Raw genomic sequence first — 23,335 nt, forward strand, 5'->3', positions numbered from 1 at the left:
TCGACCAGCTGGCCGCCCTGATCAAGACCCGGCTCAAAAAGATGCAGTACCGGCCCGGCCTCATCCGCGGCTACATCGACAAGACCGGACTCACACCCCCGTAACCCTCGCCATTAATGATCTCTAGCCGAGCGGCGCATGGCCCTGCGGCTCTCGCGTGAGCAGGCTGCCATCGAACTGCCAGACACCGAGGAACAGGTCCTCTCGCTCCCTTCTGTCCGCAAGGCTCTGGGCGAGGAGACGGCCTCTTCCCGCGGAGAGCCGGAGGTGGCCGCGGCGCCCGAAATGGGCGATGACGACGAGGCCGACCTGGAAGACCTCGGCGAGGACGACTTCTACGCCGACGCCCTGGAGGATGCGTGATCGGCACCACCAGCCTGCCGAGCATGGGCAACCTGGCACTGTGCCGGAAAGAGGACTTCAGAGCATTCGCCGATGCCCCACGCCGAAGCCAACCCGAGCTGCTGACACGCGCCGAGCTGAAGAAGCTCAGCCCCGAGGCGAGAGCTGAATACAACCGTCGGCGACGGGAATGGCATGCCAACCTCGGCCCGATCAAGACTCCTCAACTGTCCGCCTTGCACGAGGACTTGTGGGACATCGTCGACAGCAACCTCCAGGACGGAGACAAGGCCAAGGGCGCCGTCGCCGTCGATGCTTTTCCCGGTTTGGGCAAGACCACCTCGGTCCTCGCGTTCACCCGGGAATTCCACCGCAGAGAGATTGCCGAGGAAGGGGAGTTCACCGCCCAGGGCAATGAGCGATGGCCGGTCTGCCGGGTCGGGCTCACCGGCAACACCGGCATGAAGGACCTGAACCGGGCCCTGCTGGAGTTCTTCGGGCACCCTGGCCGCCACCGCGGCACCACAGCCCAGCTTGGCCAGCAGGCTCTGGACTGCGTGTTGTCCTGTGAGGTCCGTCTGCTGGTGCTGGATGACCTGCATTTTCTGAAATGGCGCAAGACCAGCGGCATCGAGGTCAGCAACCATCTCAAGTGGATCGCCAACGAGTTCCCCGTTACTTTGCTGAAAGTCGGGGTCGGGCTCGCTGAGAAGGGATTGTTCAGCGAAGGGGACACCGGCGGCGACACCACCTTGGCTCAGACAGGCCGCCGAACCACGCGGCTGGACATGCCGCCCTTCACAATCACCAAAGAGAACGGTCGCCGCGAATGGCGGCAAATGCTCCTGGCTCTCGAAAAGCGCATCGTCCTTGCCGACAAACACCCCGGCATGCTCGCGGACGACCTGTCCGACTACCTCTTCGCACGCAGCACCGGCCATATCGGCTCGCTGATGACACTGGTCAACCGTGGCTGCCAGCGAGCCATCCGCAGCGGCACCGAACGCCTCGACCGTGACCTGCTCGATCGGGTGAAGAACGACGAGGCGTCCGAGGCTGCCCGCAGAGAACTCGAAGCCGCGTTGGGACGAGGGAAGCTGACCAGCCGACCCGGCGCCAACCGGCGGAAGGCTGCATGAGGCCCCGCATTCGAACCCTCCCACTGCGAGTGCAACCCCTTCCCGGAGAGGCGTTCGACTCCTGGCTGGAGACATCGGCGGTTCGCCATCACGCCACCTTGGGCGAGATTCAGCGGCACCTCGGATTTCCCTCCCGCAGTGGCGCTGGTGACCGCACCCGGGGCATCCCTCCGGACTGGACGATCGCACTGCCTGCCCCAGAAGCCGCAGCCGTCGCCCACGCGAGCGGACTGCCCTTGGGAAAGGTCATGAGCATGACGCTGGCCCACTACGACGGTCGGGCCCTACACATCACCGCCGATGGCCTGCACGTCAAACGCGGAAGGCTCTGGGGCCGCTCCGGCTCCCGGTTCTGTCCGGACTGCCTGGCCGCATCCACCGGCCGCTGGCAGCCAACCTGGCGCTTGGGCTGGACCTTCGCCTGTCCCACCCACCGCTGCCTCCTGGCGGACTGCTGTCCGAACTGCGGACGCATCCAGAGACTTCAGCCCCGCTCCGGCAAGCTTGTCCCCCGACCTGGGTTCTGCGGAAACCCGCCGGCCCGCACGGACGGCCCTCCATCGGCCGGCTGCGGCTTCGATCTGACCCAAACCCCTACTTTTCGCCTGCCGGAAGGACATCCGGCCCTGCTCGCTCAGGACCGGGTGTTAGTGATCATCGATAGCGGAACGGCGTCGTTCGGCCCTTATGCGGCACATCCTCAGCCAGCACGAACCGCCCTGAATGACATCCGTGCCATCAGCGGTCGCGTCCTGGCAGCTTTGCCTCCTCACTCCCTCGTCGACCTGGCCCCGCCGGACCTCGCCGAACGGCACCTCGTCCCCGAGCCCGGCTGTCATCTCGCACACCGAGCCGCAGTCCGCCCTGGCTACATGTCGCCAGCGCGGGCAGTGAGTACTGCGGCTGCCGTGACGTTCACGTTGAGCGTCCTCGCTCACCGCGACATCCACCGCAGCGGGAGCGCGATGCGCGAACTGCTGTTGGCAATGCATCCGGATCTTCACCAAGTCACGGCCACTAGCATCGACAGCTGGGGACGCGGCCTGAGCCCTGTTCTCAAGGCCGTGCACCTAGCCGCGCTTGCCCCGTCCTTCACGCCTCTGGAACAGCTCCGGTTCCGCACGATCACAGCCCTGCCCAGCTGTCCCAGCACCGCAAGCCGGGCAGGCGGCCAGCGAGCCCGGAAGATCCCGAGCACGTTCTGGCCCTCCTGGGCCATGCGCTTCAGTGCCTCACCGGAGGGCTTCCACAACGTCCTTCCTATGGCCTTGTCCGCCTCACTGCTGGTGATCAACAGCTGGGTCCGGCTCGACGCCGCCGCCGAACTCCTCGGCTCCCATACCGACGGCCCTGCCGTCGGCCGCATCCAGCACAAACTGGGCCAGGACCCGCGCTGGCCTGACGTTCAGACCGCCTTGATCCGACTGACCAACTACCTCGACGCGCACGACATTCCCATCGACTACTCCAGGCGTCGCCGCTTGGACTACACCTGCCTGCTGCCGCACGAGCGCTGGCTGGAGATCTGCCGGTCCATCGGCACCCAGCCCGGAAACGGACGGCGCGAGTGGGTCGTCCGCCGCCGTCTGTTCCAACGCATCAGCGGCCTGCCAGCGCAAGCCTCCCCAGGGTTCGACGAGGACGAAGAAGCACACTTCCGCGTCGAGGCCGCACGATTCCCCGTCTTCCTGACACCCGAGCTTGCGGAAGCGCTGAACGACGAGGCCCGCGCGTTCCTCCTTGCCCAGCACATCCGGAACGAACCGGTGGTCTGGCAGCCACCCGCTCGCCTACTCGATGGACTCGACTTGCCCGGACCCGACCCCACCACCATCGACATCCCACACCTGCACTGTCTGATCCGTCAGGGCAAGCATCCCGTTCGACGGACAGCTCAGACCCTCGGCACCAGCACCCCCGTGGTCCGAGGCATTCTGGAGGAGAACCCCGCTCCTGCCGCCGCTCTGACCGAGGCCGCCGCGAGATCAACAGGCCGCGTTCGTTACGCGGCTCGACAACAGCTGTCGAGAAGTGACTTCGACCGCCTCTACCAGAGTGAACATCTCTCACTCGCCCGGATTGCAGAACTCACTGGCATCTCCCGCACGGTTCTGACCCCGCTCGCACACGAATACGGCATCCCGCTGCGTGATGGACCGCAGGACTATACGCGCCGAGGGACCGTCGAGCGCGACTGGCTGCACGAGCAATACGTCGTTCGTCGCCGGACCCTTGCTGATCTCGCCCGGGAGAGGGGCATGAGTCACGCGCACATGGAGCGGTGGGCACACAGACATAACATCCCGATCAGGCCCCGCGGCGGAGTGAGTCACGACTCGGCTCTTCGCTTGGCCGAACAAGCTGACCACGCACCTGCGATTCTGCGCAAGGCCCTTACCAGCCCCTATGCATGGCAGCGGCTGGAACGCTTCGCGGCAGCGGCTCCACACCCGAGCCTCTATCAAGCCGCCCGAGTTCGCCGCATCACACCCGCGGCACTGATGAAGCAGATTCAGCGGCTTGAGAACGACCTCGGCCAACAACTACTCGAGCGGGCTGAGCGCGGACACCCCATGAAGCTGACGGCCTTCGGCCAGAAGGTCGCCGCAGCTGCCCGCGAAGCCCTTGCTGATCCCGACCAAAATTGCTTTGCCCAGGCCGGTGAGGGGTTGCTACCTTCACGCCAGCGCGAGAGGCGCGTGATCACGGGAGAGGGAGGTTGATGAATATGGCTGCTGTCGGCCGTCTTCAGCGTGCCCTTTTCCGGCCCGCGCGTTAGCAGAGTGCGGAGGTCGCTGGAGCTTTTCCACGGCCTCCCTCCCCCGGGGAATCACTCGTGCTGGATTAGGAATGCCTCATAGATGTCCATGATCAAGTCCGAGGGATCTTCGCCTCGATCCTTCATATCCAGCATCTCGCCTAGGTCGGCTTTAGTGATGAAGAGGATCGCCTTTTTGTCATCGCTGAATATCGAGTTTCGGCGAATATGTGCCGACTTACTCGGCTCAACATTCGTGCAAAGTAAGGCAAGCCGACCCCAGGGTCGGCGCAGATAATTGGCAGTCTGATCGACTTCTTCCCGCCCGATCCCTGTCTTGTCGTAGTTCTTGAACTCCACTGCGATCATCCGAGCCTCAAGGTCCTGCCGGAAAATTCCCCAGTTGCTCGACGGGTCGAGGTGTCGGTTGGGGAAGACGGCGTCCCGGCGTTCCACATTGGAGTAGGTGTGCGCCTGGGGGGTAGGCGGCCTGAGCGGCGGGACGAAAAGGTAGCTGAGTGCGTCGAGCGCGACCTCCTCGAATCTCTTCCACCCGGATGCCCCCGCCGGGCACGAGTCAAGGTCTGCACGCAGTTGTGCAGCTGTCAGTGCGGCTTGGGTGGTCATCCCCCTCACCGGCCTCGTTCGTGGTGTGATCGCCCGTACTTGCGCACCAGGTCAGGATGTTTGAGTAGGAGGTACTTGACCTGGGTGCCGTCCAAGACGCGGATCTCAGGGGACTCCGGGAGTGAGGCAAGGTCCGTAAGTGTGCGCTTTGCCACTGAGGTGAGCTGACCGTTCGTCACAATCATGACGGCTCGGCCACCTCCTGCCCTGGCGACCTTCTGTGCAATTTCGTGCACGGCTGCCACCGACACACGTGAGTGTCGATACGCCTTGACCTGCACGACGTACTCGATCGGCGGCGTGTTGTCGGTTCCGGGGGTCCTCGCTAAGAAATCGTATCCACGGTCTCCCGATCTGCTGAACGCGATGACGTCGAAGCCCTCACTGCGGAGAAGATCCTCTACCAAATTCTCGAAATCCGCCGACCGGAGGTCCAGGAGGTCAATCGCCCTCCCTTTTTCGATTCTCTGTGTGAGTTCACCGATCGACGCCTCGCCGTGCGCCATGGTCACCCCGGCTCGCCCCCTCAGCGGTTGGGGCACTGACCCTGACCCGAGAATCACTGGGATGACATCGACACCCCGCTGATCCATGCTGCTGTCGAGACTGCGCAGTTGCTCATCACTCGGAGGCACGTTCGGAGAGATCAGAAGGAGTAGTGAGTCAGCGCCTTTGAGGCTCAAAAGGAGTCCCGCCTGCTTATTCTCTCCTAGAGCCGTCGCTTGCTCTCCCCGCCCTACGTATTGCTCCATTCTCCGCACAGCGAAGCCGTGCCGGGCCAGACCGGAAACGATCTCCTTGGCCCAAGGCCGATCGGGCGACAAGTGCCACATCAACACGGAGTGTGACCCGCTCTCGTGTGCCATGGCGTCCTCCATTCGCGGTTCGTGCCAACGCTCACTCCCCTTCGAGCGGCGCCCCTTGGTGGGCCCTTCACTGTAGGACTCCACACGGTGGCCAGAGCGATGGATCGTCATCGGGCGGTCGGTAGCCGCAGCAACGTCATGCTGGTGGTGGCCGGCCGTGCTGCGGGGAAAGCCCGGCAAGACTGGCTGCGGAGCCGCGGGCAGAGCCATTTTTCAGCGAGTCCCAACGCTGACCAACGGAGACGGAGTCCGGGAGCCTGGAGCCGCGGGGATGTCAGTCTGAGCCGCTGCTCAAGTGCTGGCGCCGCAGGGCTGTCGGGTTGTGCTCAACTACCGCAATGTCCCAGGTCGGAGTGCTCAGCTGCCTCGGATTCCTACAGGGAAGGTGCGTGAGTGGGTGGAAGGATGGCTGCCGATGCAGGTTCGTGACGCCCCAGACGCGGTGGATCTGGCTGGACAGTCTGAGGAAATGACGCCGATCTGAGACAGCCGCCAGCCGACACGTCGTGAGACTGGGGGGGGAACGTCCAGATCATAGCGTCGGTGCATGACACCGAAAGTGAGAACCTACATGCGTGTAGGTTCTCAAATTCCGTGTCATTTTCTCAGTCGCCATGTCATGTGACTGGCCGATCTGACACGGGATTGAGAATCGCTGGCCAATCCCATCACTCGTCAGCGGATCGAACGCGAACACGTCCAACCGAAGGTGCTCAAGGCCATTCGAAAGATGCAGGACAACACGATGTCCTGAGGCACAGCGTGATCACTACGGGTCGCAAATGCGCCGAAACACCCCGTTGTGCCGGCCCAGGACGACGGAGTAGTCACTTTCGTTCTCCGGGTATCGCTTCGACTCCGGCAGACTGTGGAAGCGGACCCAGAAATTCCTGTAGGGCTCGCGGGGCTTGTAACCGACCGGCGGGCAGCCGGGCCAGCGTTGCTGCCACAGATCCGTCAGAAGCACCCGCACATCTCCAGTCAGTGGAGCCGCGACTGGCTCCCCAAGCAGGGGGAGGCCGAGTAGGCGGGAGAGAGCGCGGTCAGCGGATTGCTGCTTTTCTACGCTGGTGCCCACGTTCACTCGTTGGGGGACTCCGTTGCCAGCGGGATGCCGCACCGCGGGCAGCCGTTCGTGTGGTCGTCCCGGCAGACGTAGCCGATGGCACCATCCACGCACCATTCGGCGGCCTCCTCGGACAGCAGGTCGGGCCCGGCATGGAGCAGCCGACGAAATTCCGTGGTGTCCGCAATGTCGGCCGGGCGGTTGGTGAACCACTCGTCGAACCAAGGCTCGTCCCGGTGCATGCGCCAATGCGCATTCTCCCGGTCGTCGACAGCCGTAAGGAACCGATCGACGATCCGCCCCCAACTCGGTGCGCCGAACCAGCTGTTGTCGAACGCACAGAAGAATTTGATCAGGGTTCGCAGGCCGAACTTCTTCTCGCGAAGGCAGTACGTTCGCCCCCAAGCGATCGCGTCCTGTGCCATCTCCGCGAGTTCTTCGCGCGGATCAACCTCGTGTGCCGGGTCGTCAGGGTTGTGGCAGGCCAGCCCGAGCTCGAGAACAGACTGCCCGGTCGGTAGAACCCGGGACGGGTTGACGATCGCGAGACCGAGACCGATCCAGTCGACATGGTCGAACGACAGCATCGAGCGCACGAGCCGGGTGGTTGCCGTGTTGATCCGCATCATTGTGCCGTCGTGGAGTTGACTCTTCCCGGCATGCCAGTTCTCGACGGGTGTGTTGCGCCACACGGCGAGCGTGATGCGGGTGGCAGCGAGCCACAGCAGGGCGTCGTCGTCGAGGTGCCCGAACCGCTTGGCACACTCCTGGGCCCCGTAGGTGATCAACTCTTCCGGTTTCGGCCACCTGTGGCTGTCGGGCCCTTCAGGCCCTTCAGACGCGTACTCGTAGTCGTCGGCGTACTCGTCGAGGATCGCGCTCAACTCGGCTGCGCTGTAAGCCTCGCTGTACTCGGAGCTGTCCGGCTCCTCGACGGTGTACATGTCGTGGTCCCAGGAGACGTACACGTCGCCCCAGAGCACGACGTCATCGCACTCGCTGGCGTTGTCTGTCACAACCGGCCTGATGGTGATCGGGGCAGTACGCCCGTCGGTTCGCTCGCTGTCCTTCTCGGAGGCCCATGCGGTGATGACCCCGAGCGGCTTCGGAAGGAGAGGACCGACCTCGGTGATGCTGAACGGCTCGTCGTCGTCATCGGTGTCGAACCGGCTGTTGACGAACGCGACCGCCTCGGAGGGCGTGCTGACGATGGACTGGCTACCACTCTCGTTGTCAACTACGCGCCACAACGCCCTGTTCTTCACGGTGCTCTCCGATCGCGGTGAGTGCACCCGGGGCGGGTGCGATGCGCCGGGTCGCTCGGCACTGACACCAACTTATGGGCTGATCAACCCATCCGTAGCCCGAAGGTGCTTGTCGGCGATAACGTTCGGTACGTTCGCGTGCAACCTGCTTTTCGCGACCGCGGTGACACATCAGAGTCCAACGGCGCAGGAGGCGAAGATGGCGCTGAACAAGAAGGGTTCCCGGCGCATAACCGTTGACGGGATCGAGTACCGCTGGCGGATCCGTAGGAAGCCCTCCTACATGCAGGGACTCTGCTGGACACCACTGACCTATGCGGTTGAAGCAGCCAGCGGCAGCCAGCCGGGCACGATCTTGATCGTCACCAGTGGCCAGGCCCACCCCAGTAACTGGGTGGGCATCGAGACGGAGCCCATTCGCCCAGCTCACGTTGCTGCCAGCATTCGCGAGGCACGGGATCAAGGCTGGGATCCAACCCGGGTCGGCTCTCCGTTCCAGCTCGACCGATCCGCAGGATTCATCGCTCGACCACGAGACGACGCGGAGTAGCGCGATGCATCTGGCCCGGCATCATGGCCTGGTGACCACATGGATGCGCTGCTACTGGGACGAGGAAGACACCTGCTTCTACTTCGAGGTCGACGCCGAAGGCTGGGTGATCCGGCAGGTCGAACTCGAAGGGCCTGAGTTGGTCCCGATCGCAGCTGCTTCCCTCGCCGAGTGGCAACGGGTCCGCGACGCAGGTCGCCTCGGTGATTACGACAGCAGGTTCGGGATCACCGCCGAGCTGCCCGTCTCGGAATGGGAAGGCCACGACCCCGAACAACTCACCTTCGAGGAGTTCGAGGATGTCTGGGGCTCTGCCCGTCAGCAGATCGCACCCCGGCCCAGCTGACCTCTCGGCGCAGCACTGGCTTCTTGGCATCATCGCGACATGAGCCCGACCCTCCCCCGCACCGTCCGAGCCGTCGACACCGCTCAGCTCCTGGACCTGGCCCAGGAGGCCGCCATGCATAGCTTCAGCCAGCGGCTCCCGGTCGACTGGCTACGAGAGCACCTCGCCGCAGAAGCGACGCACTACCTGTTCCCGACACTCGTGCAGCGGCTCACGCACCGTCCCGAGGTGCCGCTGCAGTGGAGGTGCCAGAAACTGCTTACCGTCAGCACCGGCGAGCAGATCTGGGGTCTCCTCGACGTCCTTCCCGACACCTTCGACAAGATCCCGGAGACCTTGGACACGGCGTCCAAGAAGACATCGTCAACCGCATCGAGCAAGCAGTGAAGGTGCGGGAGTGGATGGAACGGACGGCCGCCGATGCAGGCTGATGAGGTCCGGCGCGGCCGGCTGGACAGTCTGAGGAAATGACACCGATCTGAGACAGCCACCCGCCGACACGTCGTGAGACTGAAGGGGAACGTCCAGGTCATAGCGTCGGCGCATGACACCGAAAGCGAGAACCTACACCGCTCCAAGCCCAGAGCCGTGGGTCCATAGAGTGGGCTCATGGGGGAAGCGACGCGACACAGCGTGTCCGTGGACGGTCATCGACTGTCCTGCCTGGACTTCGGGGGCGAGGGGCGGCCGCTCCTCGCCCTGCACGGCCACTTCGACGAAGGGCGCACGTTCGCCGCGCTGGCGCGCGACCTCGCGCCGGACTGGCGGGTCCTCGCCCTCGACCAGCGGGGACATGGGCGCTCGGAGCGGGCGGCGGACTACTCCCGTGAGGGCTATGTCGGCGACGCGGCCGCGGTCCTCGCTCACTTCGGTGTCACCGACGCCGTGGTCCTCGGCCACTCCCTCGGGGGCATCAACGCCTATCAGCTCGCGGCCCGGCACCCGGATCTCGTGCGGGCGCTCGTCGTCGTGGAGATCGGCGCGGAAGTCGACGGCGATCTGTCGTTCTGTCTGGCCTGGCCAGAGCGTGCCCCCACGAGGGAGGCCTTCGAGGACGCGTTGGGGGACTCGGCGTACTACCTCGCGCACGCCATCCGCGAGTATCCGGACGGCTGGGGTCTGACCTTCGCTCCGCAGGACATGGCGATGTCGCAGGAACAGGCCAATGGCGATCACTGGGACGACTGGTTGTCCAGCGAGTGCCCCGCCCTCCTCATCCACGGCACCCGCAGCGGCGTCCTGAGCTGTCGGCAAGCCGAGGACATGGTGGCGCGGCGGCCGCGTACACAGCTCGTGGAGCTGCCGACCGGTCACACCGTGCACGACACCGACCCGGTGGGCTTCGCCGCGGCGGTCGTGAAGTTCCTGGGCGGCTTGTGACACCGTGCGTGACCTGACGCACCGCGAACGGGAATTGGGTCGACGTACGGCATCCGCCCGTATGGACTGGCCCCATGACTCACGAAGAACTGCTTGCCGGCACGCGCCGCGCCCTGACCCATCGCATCGCCACGGCACAGGCGCAGGGACGGGCGCCTTCGCTGGTCGCCGCAGTCGCCCGGGACGGCGAGCTGGTGTGGACAGGGGCTCGTACCTCGGTGGCGGGGCACGCCCCGGACGAGAACGTCCAGTACCGCATTGGATCGATCACCAAGACGTTCACGGCGGTTCTCGTACTGCGGCTGCGTGACGAGGGAGTGCTCGACCTCGCGGATCCGCTGGAGAAGCATCTTCCGGGCACCGGCGTCGGCGAGGCCACGATCGCGCAACTCCTGTCGCACACGGCCGGGCTTGCGGCGGAGACACCCGGTGCGTGGTGGGAGCGCAGTACCGCTTCGCTGCGCCCGGAGCTGCGCGACGTGCTGGGCGAGCAGCCCCTCAAGCACCCCGTCGGTCGCAGGCACCACTACTCCAACCCCGGTTACACCCTGCTCGGTTCCCTCATCGAGGCGGTGCGCGGCGAGCCCTGGGAGGCCGTGCTGCGGCGGGAGGTCCTGGAGCCGCTCGGCCTGCATCGCACCAGCGGGCAGCCGCAGGCCCCGCACGCCGGTGGCTGGGCCGTGCACCCCTGGGCGGACGTGCTGCTGCCGGAGCCCAGCGAAGACCTCGGCCTGATGGCACCGGCCGGTCAACTGTGGTCCACGACAGCTGATTTGGTGCGATTCGCCGTCTTTCTCGTGCACGGCGACGACCGGGTGCTGAGCGCGGAATCGGTGCGGGAGATGAGGACACCGGCGGCGCCCGCGGAGGCGGGGGACGGGGAGCGGACGTACGGGTTCGGGGTCGATCTCGTCGTACGGGAAGGGCGGGTGCTGGCCGGCCACACGGGTTCGCTGCCCGGGTTCGTCGCGACCCTGTGGACGAGCGAGAAGGACGGGCTCGCCTCGGTGGTCCTGGCCAACTGCACGTCCGGTGTGGCGGTGGGCGCGGTCGCTGCGGACCTCATTCGGATCGTCGCGGACGCCGAACCGCGTATCCCTGAGCCGTGGCGGCCGCTGCCGGACGTCGACCGGGCCGTACTGGAGCTCACCGGCCCCTGGTACTGGGGGACCTCGGTGCTCGTGCTACGGCTGGCGGCCGACGGCTGGGTCGAGGTGGGGCCGCTCGCGGGCTCCGGGCGGGGTTCGCGGTTCCGGCCCGAGGGGGACGGGACGTGGACGGGGCTCGACGGGTACTACGCGGGAGAGCGGCTCCAGGCAGTACGGAGATCGGACGGCTCGGTGAGTCACCTCGACATCGCCTCGTTCGTCTTCACCCGTGAGCCCTATGAGGCGGGGGCGCCGGTGCCGGGTGGCGTCGATCCGGCGGGCTGGCGCGGACTCGGCTGAGCGACTCGACCTGTGTGGGGTGGTCCTGTTTCACGTGAAACAAGACCACCCCACACAGCGTTCCGGCCCGGCACGTGTGCGTTTCGCGCTGCGGCTTCAGATCGGCAGCCTCGGATGGGCGGCTTCAGAGCTGCAGCTTGAACCCCACGTGGGACGCGGTGAAGCCCAGGCGCTCGTAGAAGCGGTGCGCGTCGGTACGGGTGGCGTCCGAGGTCAGTTGCACCAGTTGGCAGCCCGCGTGGCGGGATTCGTCGACGGCCCACTCGATGAAGCGCGTGCCGAGCCCGCCCCCCCGCTCGTCGGCGTGCACGCGGACGGCCTCGATGATGGACCGGGTCGCGCCCTTCCGTGACAGGCCCGGCACGATCGTGAGCTGCAGCGTGCCCACCACGCGCCCTTCGCGCACGGCGACGACGAGCCGCTGGTTCGGGTCCTGGGCGAGCCGCTCGTACGCCTCGTTGTAGGGCGTGAGGTCGTCCAGGGACTCGCGTGCGGCGCCCAGGGGGTCGTCGGCGAGCATGGCCACGATCGCGGGGATGTCGTCGGCCGCGGCGGGTCGTATCTCAAGATCTCCCATGGAGGGCAGCCTAGAGCCTGATGGCGGACTCCCTCCCGCCTCCCAGGTCCCGTGCGTGCGTCCGTCCGCGGGCACTGGACGCCGGGCGCCGGGCGTCACGCGGGAGTGCGGACCGCCTCGACCGCCTGGACCAGCGGAGCCAGCTCGGGGCGCTTGGCGGCCTCGTCCAGGGCCTCGCGCAGCGCCGCGTCATTGGTGGGCTGCGCCTCGGCGAGGAGCCTGGCACCGCTCTCGCTGACGTCCGTGTAGATGCCGCGCCGGTCGGTGGGACACAGATAGCGGGAGAGGAGGCCTCGCTCCTCGAGGCGGGTGACCAGACGCGTGGTGGCGCTCTGGCTGAGGACGACGGCGTCGGCCACCTGCTTCATCTGGAGGTGGCCCCCTTCGCCGTCGTGCTGGCGGCTGAGGACGTCCAGCAGGCTGTACTCCCGCACGCTCAGGCCGTGCTTGGCCTGGAGGGCCCGCTCGACATGAGCCTCGATCTTCCCGTGGAGGAGGGAGAGAGCGCACCAGCCCTGGGCGAGGGCGGTGAGTGCGGGGTCTGTCGCTGTCATGACTGTTCCTCCGGCTTCCTGCGGCCCGACTTCCTCCAGGGTAAGCCACTGGTGCAATATCCCGCGCTTGCAATTAACCCGCGTATGCAACTATTGTGGTCGCTCGTAAAGCGCACCTGCAACCGTCTGGAAGGTAGCTCCATGCCTCTCGCGCTTCTGGCCCTCGCGATCGGGGCCTTCGGAATCGGGACCACGGAATTCGTGATCATGGGATTGCTTCCCGAGGTGGCAGGTGACTTCGACGTCTCCATCCCCACCGCCGGTCTGCTCGTCACCGGCTACGCCCTCGGTGTCGTCGCCGGAGCCCCGCTCATGACCGTTCTCGGTCAGCGGATCTCCCGCAAGCGGATGCTGATGCTCTTGATGGGTCTGTTCATCGCGGGCAATCTGATCTCCGCCGTGGCGCCGTCGTTCGGCGTCATGCTCGCCGGGCGCGTCGTCGCCTCGCTCGCCCACGGTGCCTTCTTCGGCATCGGTTCGGTCGTCGCCGCCGAGCTCGTCGCCCCGGAGAAGAAGGCCGGCGCCATCGCCCTGATGTTCACCGGACTGACCGTGGCCAATGTCGTCGGCGTGCCGCTCGGCACATTCGTCGGCCAGGCCATCGGCTGGCGCATCACCTTCGTGGTCGTCGCCGCCCTAGGCGTCATCGGCCTCACCGGTGTCGCGAAGCTCGTACCGGACCTGCCCAAGCCCGAAGGCGTACGGCTCCGCGACGAGGTCGGAGCCTTCCGCAACGTCCAGGTGCTCCTGGCCATGGCCATGACCGTCCTCGGTTTCGGTGGTGTCTTCGCGGCCATCACCTACATCACGCCGATGATGACGGACGTCGCGGGCTACGCCGACTCCTCCGTCACCTGGCTGCTGGTGCTCTTCGGCCTCGGCATGGTCGGCGGCAATCTGATCGGTGGCCGGTTCGCGGACCGCGCGCTGATGCCGATGCTGTTCATCTCGCTGGGTGCCCTCGCCCTCGTGCTCGCCCTGTTCACGGTCACCGCGCACGACAAGTTCACAGCTGCCGTGTCCGTCATGCTGATCGGCGCCCTCGGCTTCGCCACGGTGCCGCCGCTGCAGAAGCGGGTCCTCGACCAGGCCGCCGCCGCCCCGACGCTCGCTTCGGCCGCCAACATCGGCGCCTTCAACCTCGGCAACGCCCTCGCCGCCTGGCTCGGCGGGCTCGTGATCTCCGCCGGACTCGGCTACACCGCCCCGAACTGGGTGGGCGCCGCGCTGGCCGCTTCCGCCCTCGCCCTGGCCCTCCTCTCGGCCGCCCTGGAGCGCCGGTCCACCGGCCGCAGCACGGTCGTCGTCGGTGCTGCTCCCGTCGTCGAGGCCCGCACGGCCGAGGCCGCCGCCCACCACTGACCTCCACTCACCCCTGGCGGAACCACCGTCAGCTCTGAAAGAACCACCGAGGAGAACCCCTCATGAGCACCACCACCGCCACCACCGCGGTCGCCCCGCTGACGACCACCGACGCGGAGGTCCTGGTCACCGCCGCCCGTCGTGCCGCCGAAGCGGCGGACGTGACGGTCAGCGTCACCGTCCTCGACGCGGGCGGTCACCTCCTGGCCTTCCGGCGTGACGACCGCGCCGTGCTGATCTCCGGGGAGACCAGCACTCGCAAGGCGTACACCGCCCTCCAGCTGAACGCCCCGACCGCCGACCTCGTCGACGCCGTGCAGCCCGGCGCGCCGTTCCACACCCTGCCGACGGCGCTCGACCGGCCGCTCCTGTTCATCGCGGGCGGACTGCCGGTCCACCGTGACGGGCGTCTGATCGGCGCGATCGGTGTCGGTGGCGGAGCCCCCGAGCAGGACCACGAGTTCGCCACGGTGGCGGCGCGCTCCCTCGCGTAGCGACTCGCCCGTCCCGGGGCTCGGGGGCTCGTACTCCTCCCGTAGTACGAGCCCTGTGGATCCCCGTATCCGTCCGCAGCGACGAAGCCCGCCACCGGGTGCCAAAGCGACGAAGCCCGCCTCCCGGCGCCACGTACCTGTTGGCGCCGGGAGGCGGGCTTCGACGTGCGCGGCCGGTGGTCCGCTCAGCCGGCGGCCACCGTCAGCGGCGCGAAGCGGCGCGTCCAGTCGCCGGGCAGCTCCGTGATGCCGTACGTCATCACGGCGTTGAAGGCGACGGGCTCCAGACCGCGCGCCTTCACCCAGGTGAGCAGCTCCTCGTGGCGCACGTCGATGTCGGTGCGCAGCGGGCGATCGGTGCGGGTACCGAGCGAGGTGATGAGTGCCTTCGCCGTCTGTGTGTCCCGGGCGATGAGAGGGCCGACGACATGGGTCTCCATGTTCGGCCACGCGCCCGCGCAGCCGACGATCTCGCCGTCCGCCTCCGCGACCCGGAGTTGGTCGGTGAATGCCGGCAGGCGGGTGAGGACGTGGGTGCGGTCCAGGCCGAAGATCTCTGTGTCGAGTCTGATGAGGGTGGGCAGGTCCTCCGCGGTCGCCGCCCTGGTGGTGATCCCTGACGCGGGGGAATCGGTGTCCGAGGCGTCCGGGACGAAGTGGCCCCTGACCATTTCGGCGCGGCCGGTCGTCTTGAATCCGAGCTGTTCGTAGAGGGGGCGGCCGGTCGGTGTCGCGTGCAGGGTGAGCGGAGTGGTGCCCGCGGATTCGATGACGGTCCGCATCAGGTGGCGGCCGATGCCCTTGCGGGCATGGCGCTCGGCGACCAGCACCATGCCGATCGCCGAGAGGGCTGGGTTTTCGAGGGGGCCGTACTGGGTCACGACGCACGCGGCGACGAGGCCGGGGGCGTCGGGGTCGTCGATGCCGTAGCCCGTTCCGGTCGAGAGGAGCAGGCCCCATTTGTGCTCTTCACGGGGCCAGCCACGGTTCTCGGACAGATCGGCGCAGGCTGCGAGATCGCGGGGAGTCAGCCTGCGGATGGGCAGTGCGGAGAGGGAAGGTGTCGACACGCGGGTCAGGCTGTCTGACGCATGACCTCGGCGTCCACCTTTTTGTGGGTAGAAGCACGTTGCTTTTGGCCAAGTTGCTTCCCGTCGGGCTGATGCGGGGCGCGTACGCGTCGTCCTCGGCGCGTCATTCCCCAGGGCTTAAGGACCGAGATCACCGTCATGAAGAGGTAGGCGCTTAGCGAGACGACGGGCCCCATGATGAGGTCGGTCGACGGCAGCGACGACTCTCCGGCAGCCACGGCCGCTACCGAGTTGTTGATGCCGGGACGCAGAGCGAAGGTCGTGGCGGTGGTCGTGGCCAGGGTCAGCCAGAACTTCGTGTAGACCCAGCGGTGCCGTGCCAGCCCCCAGGGCGTGCCGAGGGAGAGCAGGAGCCCGCTCAGCAGCGTGAGGAACGCCAGGGGGAGGAGAAGCCAGTCCGTGAAGACCTTCATCGCGCGGACACAGGCCTCGATGGTCGGAGGGGAGTCGGAGGTGATCGCAGCCGCGGCGAGTGCGACAAGGCCGAGTGTGAGCCCGAGCCAGCCGGCGGAGGCGGCGACATGGACGACGAGGGTGGCCCGGCGTGCGGGGCGGCGTAGTTTCACGTGAAACACGGTGCCGGGAGCGCGAAGCCAGGGCGTCTGACAGCGGGAGTAACCGCGGGTACTAGCCTCGGCGTACATGGCACGCCTGCATCTTTTCGATCTGGAGGGAACGCTGCTGTACGGCACCGCCGCGCCCGTGGAGATCTCCCGTCAGCTCGGCCTGGAGCGGGAGATCGCGGAGCTGGAGCGGGACTTCGTCGCGGGGCACATCGACTCCGGCCAGTACGCGGTACGGGTGCATGCTCTGTGGGAGGGGCTGACCGACACCCATGTGACGGCTGCCTTTGACGGAGCGCCCTGGCTGGCCGGGATCCGGGAGACCTGGGACGCGATCCGCTCGAACGGCGACTATTGCGCCGTTGTCTCGCTTTCTCCGTCCTTCTTCGTGGAGCGGCTGTTGGCGTGGGGAGCCCATGCCGCGCACGGCTCGTTGTTTCCGGACGTGCCGTTCACCGAGCCGGTGAATCCCACGGGCGTCCTCACCGCAGCCGCAAAAGTGGAGATCGCGAACCGGCTCTGTGAAGAATTCGGGGTGCGGACGGCCGACTGCGTCGCGTACGGGGACTCGCTGTCCGACCTGGACCTGTTCGCCGCGATGCCCGTTTCCGTCGCGGTGAACGCGGATCCCCGGCTGGTCGACCTGGCCACACATACGTATGTCGGGCGTGATTTGTGGAAGGCGTACGAACTGGTGCGCATTCCGGTAATCGAGGCGCTCGACGAGGGCGGACTCTTGAATTCCGAGTGACGGAAGGGGACTTGTGCGCTGAGCTGCGGCCGGTATGGTCGACTCCGGTTCAAGCCAGGGGTGGAGGCGATTCGAGCCAGGCGCGGAAGTGCGCGCCGGAAGCGCACACCGAGGGGGCATGGACGCAGGTCAGCAAAGCCTATCGAGGCGGCGAGATCGAAAGCCCGCACTTCCCGCTTCGCGCACCGCGCAAGCGGCGCAGCTGCGATGCTGCGGTTGAGGTGACTGCGGTCAATGTCACATTCCCTCCCTACCTGTCCGTAACTCTTGGGGCATCAGGGTTCAATGTGGTCGATATGGGCTGCCAGGGCAGGGCGGGGAACGCACGCGTCTTCCGTTGCGGAAGTGCACGGACCGACTGAGAGATGTTCGAGGCGAGGCACAGCATGGACGCTCCGACCACCACGTCGGCGGGCAATGGCACTTCCGGGGACGACGGCGGTTCAGGCGGCTGGTTCACGCCACGCGTGGCGCCCAGGCGTCCCGAGGAGCGGGAGGGCGTGAAGTCGCCCGACGCCGCGCCGCAGACGGGGCACGCGCCCGCCGACGAGAGCGGGCAGCGGGAGGCGCCGCCGGGCCGTCGGCTGTCGGCGTTCCGTCCGGTCGGTAGACCGGGACCCGAGAGCGGCGTGGAGCCGGGCCCGGGACCCGGACGAATATGTGCTGCCGAGTCCTCGCGAGCCGAGTCCCCTGGAGCCGAGCCCTCGCGAGCCGAGTCCCCTGGAGCCGAGCCCTCGGGAGCCGAGCCCTCGGGAGCCGAGTCCGCGGAAGTCGGGTCCGCTGAGGCTGAGGCAGGGGCCGAGGAGCGGGCCGGGGCAGAAGTCGCGGACGCCGAAGCGGAGACCGCGGCGGCCCGAGCTGAGGCAGAGCCCTCCGCACGCGGCTATACCCGACAGGCACTGCCGCAAGCCCACGGAGCGCCAGCAACCCAGGCTGCACAGTCAGCTCCGGCAACCCGGGAAGGTGCTGCGGCAGCTCGGAGTGCCTCTCCGGCAGCTCGGGAAGCCTCTCTGGCAGCCCAGCGAGTTGTTCCGGCAGCCCAGGTAGGGCCCACAACACAGGGAGCTCCGGCAGGCCACGGAACTCCGGCAGGCCACGGAACTCCGGCAGGCCCGGCAGGTTCGTCGGCTCCGGCGGTTCCGGCGGCTCCAGCAGTCTCGGCAGCCCCGAACCTCGACGCATCCCCCGACGCCGTCCTCGTACAGCGCACGATGGCCGAGATCGCGCCGATCTCCGACAAGGTCACCTCGTACTTCTACGCACTCCTCTTCACTCGCCACCCCGACCTACGGGCCCTGTTCCCGGCGGCGATGGACACCCAGCGCGACCGGTTGCTGAAGGCGCTGCTCACCGCTGTCGAGCACATCGACCACACCGACACGCTCGTCGACTATCTGCGCAACCTCGGGCGCGGGCACCGCAAGTACGGCACCCAGCCCGAGCACTACCCGGCCGTCGGCGAGTGCCTGATCGGCGCGCTGAGCCGGTACGCGAGTTCGGTGTGGGACGACGACACCGAAGCCGCTTGGGTCCGCGCTTACACGACGATCTCGCAGATCATGATCGACGCGGCGGCCGAGGACGAACTGCGCGCGCCCGCCTGGTGGTACGCGGAAGTCGTCGCGCACGATCTCAGGACGCCCGACATCGCTGTCGTCACCGTCCGCCCCGACCAGCCCTATCCCTTCCTCGCCGGGCAGTACACGAGCCTGGAAACCCCGTGGTGGCCGCGCATCTGGCGGCACTACTCGTTCGCGTCGGCGCCGCGCTCCGACGGGCTGCTCTCGTTCCATGTGAAGGCGGTCCCCGCGGGCTGGGTCTCCAACGCGCTCGTGCACCATGCCCGGCCGGGCGACGTGCTCAGGCTCGGGCCGCCCGCAGGCTCCATGACCGTGGATCACTCGACCGACAGCGGACTGCTGTGCCTGGGCGGCGGGACCGGTATCGCTCCCATCAAGGCACTCGTCGAGGACGTCGCCGAGCACGGCAGGCGGCGCCCGGTCGAGGTCTTCTACGGTGCGCGCACCGATCACGACCTGTACGACATCGACACGATGCTGCGCCTCCAGCAGAGCCACCCCTGGCTGGCCGTCCGTCCGATCGTCGACAACCGTGCGGTTCAGCTTCCCGACGTGGTCCGCGAGTACGGGCCGTGGAACGAGTACGACGCCTATCTCTCGGGCCCGCCCGGCATGATCCGCAGCGGAGTGGACGCCCTGCGGGACGTGGGCATCCCCGCGGGCCGCATCCGGCACGACTCGGTGGAGGAACTGGTGGCGGCGGGCGACCAGCTCGCCTGAGCCGACGACCCGCCGAGCCCTGCCGCATCCCGCTGCGTGGTGCCGCGCGGAACTCAGTGCCTCGCGGCGGGATTCATCCGAGGTCGGGCGCGTGCATCGCGCGTACGCCCTCGATGTTGCCGTCCAGGTAGTGCCGCAGGGACAGTGGGACGAGATGGACCGAGGCGATCCCCACGCGGGTGAACGGCACCCGCACGATCTCGTACTCACCGGCGGGCTCGTCCACTTCGGGGCCGTGCCGCAGTCCCGTGTCCATCGACTCCAGGTGGCAGACGAAGAAGTGCTGCACCTTCACACCCGTCGCACCACCGTCCTCGCCGATGTGCTCGACCGTGTCCACGAAGCACGGCACCACATCGGTGATCTTCGCGCCCAACTCCTCGTGCACTTCCCGGTGGAGCGCGTCGACCACAGTCGCGTCCTCCGCCTCCACACCACCGCCCGGAGTGACCCAGTACGGATCCACACCGGGCTTGGTCCGCTTGATCAGGATCAGATGGTCCCCGTCGAGGAGGACGGCACGTGCGGTGCGCTTGACCACGGGTCGGACGGTCATGGGAGAAATGTGGCCCGGACTGTTCCACGTGAAACATCGCGAGCCGTGTGGAGACCGGCTCAGGCCCAGTCGATGGCAGCGCGCCGCAACCACTCGTGCGCCCGCGCGATGTGCGGCATGGCGAGCGTTCCGGTACGGACGACCAGGAAGTACGTACGCAAGGGCGGAACCGCCGGGTCGAGCAGGGCGACGACGTCACCGCGGTCCAGGGCGTCGGCGCACAGATAGCGCGGCAGTACGGCGAGCCCGGCGCCGGTGGTGACACAGGCGAGCACCGCCCGCAGATCTGGCACGATCACGGCGCCCGACGCGGACGGACGGGAGTCGAAGACTGCGGCCCAGTAGCGCGAGACGAGCGGCAGCGATTCGTGGACCTCGACCACCGGCAGGTTCTCCACGGTGACGGCACCCTTGCGGCGCAGCTTGCCGGGGCCGATGCGGGCGGCCCAGCGCGGGGCGGCGACGAGCACATGCTCCTCGTCGCACAGCGGGGTCGCGGTGAGCAGCGCGCCGCGCGGACGAGCCGTGGTGATGGCCAGGTCGTGATGGCCGGCGGCAAGCCCCTCCAGGACTTCCTCGGCGTTGCCGAACGAGGCGCGCAGAGCGAACCCATGACCGTCGTCGCCGGTGAGTGACGTAAGGGCCGGAAGGGCGCGTCCTGCGGTGAACTCCGGTGGCCCGGCGAGGTGCAGCGTACGGTCCGAGGAGTCCTCGTGGAGCCCCTCCTCGGTGATCTCGACCAGGGCGTCGAGGTGCGGGGCGGCCTTGTGGGCGAGCTCGTCGCCCATGGTCGTGGGGGTCACGCCACGGGCCTGCCGCAGGAACAGAGGTCTGCCGAGCTGCCGCTCCAGGGTGCGGATCTGGGAGGTCACGGCTGGCTGGGAGAGCCCGAGGAGAGCTGCCGCGCGGGTGAAGGACCCGGCCCGGTGGACGGTCACGAAGGTGCGCAGCAGGGCCAGATCCATGGTGCAGCCGTCCTCTCCAGTCAGCCCCCGCGCACCGCACAACTATAAATTTGTCGATAGGTTGCTGTCGCTACTGTGATTGGACACTGACACAGAGTCAACTAGCCTTGTTCGCGCGGTTCTTCGCGCGCAGAACCGGGGACGGTCCGAGCCACGAGGGGGGAGGTTCGGGCCGTCCGTTGTGCGTAGACCGCCCCAGCCCGCCGTTGGCGAGTCCGGTCTCAGACCGCCGACCCGTCTCTCAGACCGCCGACCCGTCTCTCGGACCGCGCCGACTCGGCTCTCAGGCCGCCGACTCGTCCAGCGCCCGCAGCACGTCCGCCACAAGGTCCTCGGCGTCCTCCGCCCCCGCGGAGAAACGAATGAAGCCCTCCGCGACGGCGTCCCCGCCCCACCGGCCGCGCCGCTCCGCGGTGGACCGCACTCCGCCGAAGCTCGTCGCGTCGTCCACGAGCCGCAGTGCCGTGAGGAAACGCTCGGCACGCGCGCGTGAGGGCAGTTCGAACGACACCACGCACCCGAATCGCCGCATCTGCTGCTGCGCGATCTTGTACGAGGGGTCGTCGGGAAGCCCCGGATAGCGCAGGTCGGTGACCTCGGCGCGCGAACGCAGCGCCTCGGCCACGGCCAGGGCGTTCGCGTTCTGCCGCTCGACGCGCAAGGGGAGCGTGGCGAGCGAACGGTGCGCGAGCCAGGCCTCCATGGGGCCCGGAATCGCTCCGACGATCTTGCGCCAGCGCCGTACGGAGGCCATCAGTTCGGCGTCGCGGCCGGTCACGTAGCCGAGCAGGATGTCGCCGTGGCCGGTGAGCTGCTTCGTGCCGCTGGCCACGGAGAAGTCGGCGCCGAGGTCGAGGGGGCGCTGGCCGAGCGGGGTGGCGAGGGTGTTGTCGACGGCGACCAGCGCGCCGCGCGCGTGCGCGGCGGCGGCCAGGCGGCGAACGTCGCAGACGTCGAGGCCCGGATTGGAGGGGGTCTCGATCCACAGGAGCCGGGCTCCGTCGAGCACATCGAGCTGCGCGTTGCCGCCGGTGGGCGCGGTACGCACTTCGATGCCGTACGCCGTGAGCTGCTCCCGCACCAGCGGCAGCGCCTGGTACCCGTCGTCAGGCAGCACCACGGCGTCGCCCGCGCGGAGCTGGGAGAAGAGGACCGCGGAGATCGCCGCCATGCCGGACGCGAAGACCAGGGTTTCCACGGTCGCGGCGCTGCTCCCGGCGGCAGCGTCCTGTCGGCCACCGGTGCTGGTGCCGGTTCCGCTGCCGGTACCGGCAGCGTGCCTGCGGGAATACTCCGGGGACTCGAGTTCCCCGATGGCGCGCTCCAGGTGGGTCCAGGTCGGGTTGGAGTCGCGGCCGTACGTGTACGGGCCGGTGGGCTCGCCGGAGAGGTGGAAATGGGCCGCGAACACCGGCCCCGGGAGGGTCGGCTCGTACTGCGCGGGCTCGGGCAGCCCGGCTCGTACGGCACGGGTGCTGTCTCCGGGGCTCGCGGCTCCCGGTATGGCATGGGTGCTGTCTCCGGGGCTCGCGGCGTCGAGCGCGGGCCGGGCGTCGTTCGCCTGCCGCTGGGGGTTCTCGTCACCCCGCGCGGCTCGGGTGCGGTCTCCGGCACTGGCGGCTCCTGGCACGTCTTGCGTGCCGTTCCCGGTGCTTGCGGCTCCCCGCCCGTCCCGGGTGCCGTCCCCGGCATGCGCGGCTCCCCGCCCGGCCCGGGCACCGTCCCGCGCAGCGTGGGCGCCGGGCGTGCCCTCCGGTGCCGGGTCCGGCTTCTGCTCTGCGTCCGTCATGCCGCTCGTCCTTCCACCGCGTCCCGTACCGCTTCGAGCAGGCCTTCGCTCGCCGCTTCCACCATTGTCAGGCACTCGTCGAACCCTTCGGCGTCCCCGTAGTAGGGGTCGGGGACGTCCAGGTCGTCGCCGGCCGACACGTCGTACGAACGCAGCAGACGGACCTTGTCGGCGTCCTCAGGAGTCGACGCCAGACGGCGCAGGGACCGCTGGTGCCCCCGGTCCAGGGCGATCACGAGGTCGAGCCGGGCGAACCAGTCCGTCTGGAACTGGCGGGCCACGTGCTCGGTCTCGAATCCGGCGGAGTCCAGGACGGCGACGGTGCGCGGGTCGGCGCCGTCCCCCTCGTGCCAGCCGTCGGTGCCCGCGCTGTCCACCACGACGATGTCGTCGAGGCCCGCGTCCCGCACCCGTGCGCGGAACACGGACGCGGCCATGGGAGAGCGGCAGATGTTGCCGGTGCACACGAAACAGATGGCGAACGCTTTGGGGACGGGCGTCCCGGGCGTTGGAGGCGGCACGTGGGCGGAGGCGCGGGACATGGCG

The 23,335-nt window shown here is 67.9% G+C and carries 23 protein-coding genes and 2 pseudogenes; 13 read left to right on the top strand and 12 right to left on the bottom strand.

Annotated features, from left to right (window positions below):
- Positions 1–138 precede the first annotated feature (138 nt).
- From GPA10_RS32145 to GPA10_RS32155, 4 genes and pseudogenes are all read left to right on the top strand, one after another.
- Positions 139–363 (top strand): hypothetical protein, encoded by a 225-nt coding sequence (locus GPA10_RS32145; RefSeq protein WP_246260203.1) that lies wholly within the window; start codon positions 139–141, stop codon positions 361–363.
- Positions 360–1,481 carry an AAA family ATPase gene (locus GPA10_RS32150; protein WP_343041562.1) on the top strand — a complete coding sequence of 374 codons (1,122 nt, stop codon included), beginning with the start codon at positions 360–362 and terminating at the stop codon, positions 1,479–1,481. The genes GPA10_RS32145 and GPA10_RS32150 overlap by 4 nt, the downstream gene beginning before the upstream one ends.
- Positions 1,478–1,915: pseudogene (locus tag GPA10_RS43860) on the top strand (TniQ family protein); the annotation flags it as partial. The gene GPA10_RS32150 and the pseudogene GPA10_RS43860, both read left to right, overlap by 4 nt.
- A 474-nt stretch (positions 1,916–2,389) precedes the next feature.
- A complete protein-coding gene (locus GPA10_RS32155; protein WP_343041591.1) occupies positions 2,390–4,204 on the top strand; it encodes a LysR family transcriptional regulator in 1,815 nt (604 codons plus the stop codon).
- 107 nt (positions 4,205–4,311) lie between these two features.
- On the opposite strand, the gene GPA10_RS32160 is transcribed toward GPA10_RS32155, so the two are convergent.
- From GPA10_RS32160 to GPA10_RS32170, 4 genes are all read right to left on the bottom strand, one after another.
- Positions 4,312–4,866: a hypothetical protein gene (locus tag GPA10_RS32160; RefSeq protein WP_157168552.1), complete on the bottom strand. Its 555-nt coding sequence runs from the start codon at positions 4,864–4,866 to the stop codon at positions 4,312–4,314.
- 5 nt (positions 4,867–4,871) lie between these two features.
- On the bottom strand, positions 4,872–5,732 hold the full coding sequence (locus tag GPA10_RS32165; protein WP_198351767.1) for a restriction endonuclease: 861 nt from the start codon (positions 5,730–5,732) through the stop codon (positions 4,872–4,874).
- A gap of 769 nt (positions 5,733–6,501) precedes the next feature.
- Positions 6,502–6,915 carry a DUF3885 domain-containing protein gene (locus GPA10_RS44175; RefSeq protein WP_425505852.1) on the bottom strand — a complete coding sequence of 138 codons (414 nt, stop codon included), beginning with the start codon at positions 6,913–6,915 and terminating at the stop codon, positions 6,502–6,504.
- Entirely contained in the window at positions 6,813–8,063 is a 1,251-nt protein-coding gene (locus tag GPA10_RS32170; protein WP_343041563.1) for a hypothetical protein, read from the bottom strand. Before GPA10_RS32170 ends, GPA10_RS44175 begins: the two co-directional genes overlap by 103 nt.
- 199 nt (positions 8,064–8,262) lie before the next feature.
- Between GPA10_RS32170 and GPA10_RS32175 the strand changes: the two genes are divergently transcribed.
- The 5 genes and pseudogenes from GPA10_RS32175 (at position 8,263) to GPA10_RS32195 (ending at position 11,787) form a co-directional block, all read left to right on the top strand.
- A complete protein-coding gene (locus GPA10_RS32175) occupies positions 8,263–8,613 on the top strand; it encodes a hypothetical protein (RefSeq protein WP_157168554.1) in 351 nt (116 codons plus the stop codon).
- 43 nt (positions 8,614–8,656) lie between these two features.
- Positions 8,657–8,959: a hypothetical protein gene (locus GPA10_RS32180; protein WP_157168630.1), complete on the top strand. Its 303-nt coding sequence runs from the start codon at positions 8,657–8,659 to the stop codon at positions 8,957–8,959.
- 39 nt (positions 8,960–8,998) lie between these two features.
- Positions 8,999–9,390: pseudogene (locus GPA10_RS32185) on the top strand (hypothetical protein).
- A 178-nt stretch (positions 9,391–9,568) separates the two neighbouring features.
- Positions 9,569–10,339, top strand: coding sequence for an alpha/beta fold hydrolase (locus tag GPA10_RS32190; protein WP_157168555.1), 771 nt, complete (start codon positions 9,569–9,571; stop codon positions 10,337–10,339).
- A gap of 74 nt (positions 10,340–10,413) precedes the next feature.
- Entirely contained in the window at positions 10,414–11,787 is a 1,374-nt protein-coding gene (locus tag GPA10_RS32195) for a serine hydrolase domain-containing protein (protein WP_157168556.1), read from the top strand.
- Between the two features lie 124 nt (positions 11,788–11,911).
- On the opposite strand, the gene GPA10_RS32200 is transcribed toward GPA10_RS32195, so the two are convergent.
- Both GPA10_RS32200 and GPA10_RS32205 read right to left on the bottom strand, forming a co-directional pair.
- A complete protein-coding gene (locus tag GPA10_RS32200; RefSeq protein ID WP_058850004.1) occupies positions 11,912–12,364 on the bottom strand; it encodes a GNAT family N-acetyltransferase in 453 nt (150 codons plus the stop codon).
- Between the two features lie 95 nt (positions 12,365–12,459).
- Positions 12,460–12,918, bottom strand: a complete 459-nt coding sequence (locus GPA10_RS32205; RefSeq protein ID WP_058850003.1) for a MarR family winged helix-turn-helix transcriptional regulator — start codon at positions 12,916–12,918, stop codon at positions 12,460–12,462.
- A 141-nt stretch (positions 12,919–13,059) separates the two neighbouring features.
- Here GPA10_RS32205 and GPA10_RS32210 point away from each other — a divergent pair, with 141 nt between their 5' ends.
- Both GPA10_RS32210 and GPA10_RS32215 read left to right on the top strand, forming a co-directional pair.
- Positions 13,060–14,280: an MFS transporter gene (locus GPA10_RS32210; RefSeq protein WP_157168557.1), complete on the top strand. Its 1,221-nt coding sequence runs from the start codon at positions 13,060–13,062 to the stop codon at positions 14,278–14,280.
- A 62-nt stretch (positions 14,281–14,342) separates the two neighbouring features.
- Positions 14,343–14,774 (top strand): GlcG/HbpS family heme-binding protein, encoded by a 432-nt coding sequence (locus tag GPA10_RS32215; protein ID WP_157168558.1) that lies wholly within the window; start codon positions 14,343–14,345, stop codon positions 14,772–14,774.
- A 185-nt stretch (positions 14,775–14,959) separates the two neighbouring features.
- On the opposite strand, the gene GPA10_RS32220 is transcribed toward GPA10_RS32215, so the two are convergent.
- Positions 14,960–15,844, bottom strand: coding sequence for a GNAT family N-acetyltransferase (locus tag GPA10_RS32220; protein WP_343041565.1), 885 nt, complete (start codon positions 15,842–15,844; stop codon positions 14,960–14,962).
- A gap of 5 nt (positions 15,845–15,849) precedes the next feature.
- Positions 15,850–16,431 carry a DUF2269 domain-containing protein gene (locus GPA10_RS32225; RefSeq protein WP_343041566.1) on the bottom strand — a complete coding sequence of 194 codons (582 nt, stop codon included), beginning with the start codon at positions 16,429–16,431 and terminating at the stop codon, positions 15,850–15,852.
- A 76-nt stretch (positions 16,432–16,507) separates the two neighbouring features.
- On the opposite strand from GPA10_RS32225, the gene GPA10_RS32230 reads away from it, so the two are divergent.
- On the top strand, positions 16,508–17,179 hold the full coding sequence (locus GPA10_RS32230) for an HAD family hydrolase (RefSeq protein ID WP_157168560.1): 672 nt from the start codon (positions 16,508–16,510) through the stop codon (positions 17,177–17,179).
- Between the two features lie 899 nt (positions 17,180–18,078).
- Entirely contained in the window at positions 18,079–19,479 is a 1,401-nt protein-coding gene (locus GPA10_RS32235) for a globin domain-containing protein (RefSeq protein WP_425505855.1), read from the top strand.
- Positions 19,480–19,552: 73 nt separating this feature from the next.
- Here GPA10_RS32235 and GPA10_RS32240 read toward each other — a convergent pair whose 3' ends face one another.
- From GPA10_RS32240 to GPA10_RS32255, 4 genes are all read right to left on the bottom strand, one after another.
- Entirely contained in the window at positions 19,553–20,035 is a 483-nt protein-coding gene (locus tag GPA10_RS32240) for an NUDIX domain-containing protein (RefSeq protein WP_058849996.1), read from the bottom strand.
- 59 nt (positions 20,036–20,094) lie between these two features.
- Entirely contained in the window at positions 20,095–21,000 is a 906-nt protein-coding gene (locus GPA10_RS32245) for a LysR family transcriptional regulator (RefSeq protein ID WP_157168562.1), read from the bottom strand.
- A 283-nt stretch (positions 21,001–21,283) separates the two neighbouring features.
- Positions 21,284–22,789 (bottom strand): cystathionine gamma-lyase, encoded by a 1,506-nt coding sequence (locus GPA10_RS32250; RefSeq protein WP_246260205.1) that lies wholly within the window; start codon positions 22,787–22,789, stop codon positions 21,284–21,286.
- Positions 22,786–23,331 (bottom strand): low molecular weight protein-tyrosine-phosphatase, encoded by a 546-nt coding sequence (locus tag GPA10_RS32255; protein WP_157168563.1) that lies wholly within the window; start codon positions 23,329–23,331, stop codon positions 22,786–22,788. The genes GPA10_RS32250 and GPA10_RS32255 overlap by 4 nt, the downstream gene beginning before the upstream one ends.
- Positions 23,332–23,335 lie beyond the last annotated feature (4 nt).

Source organism: Streptomyces typhae (assembly GCF_009755605.1).
In the GTDB taxonomy this organism is placed as follows: domain Bacteria; phylum Actinomycetota; class Actinomycetes; order Streptomycetales; family Streptomycetaceae; genus Streptomyces; species Streptomyces typhae.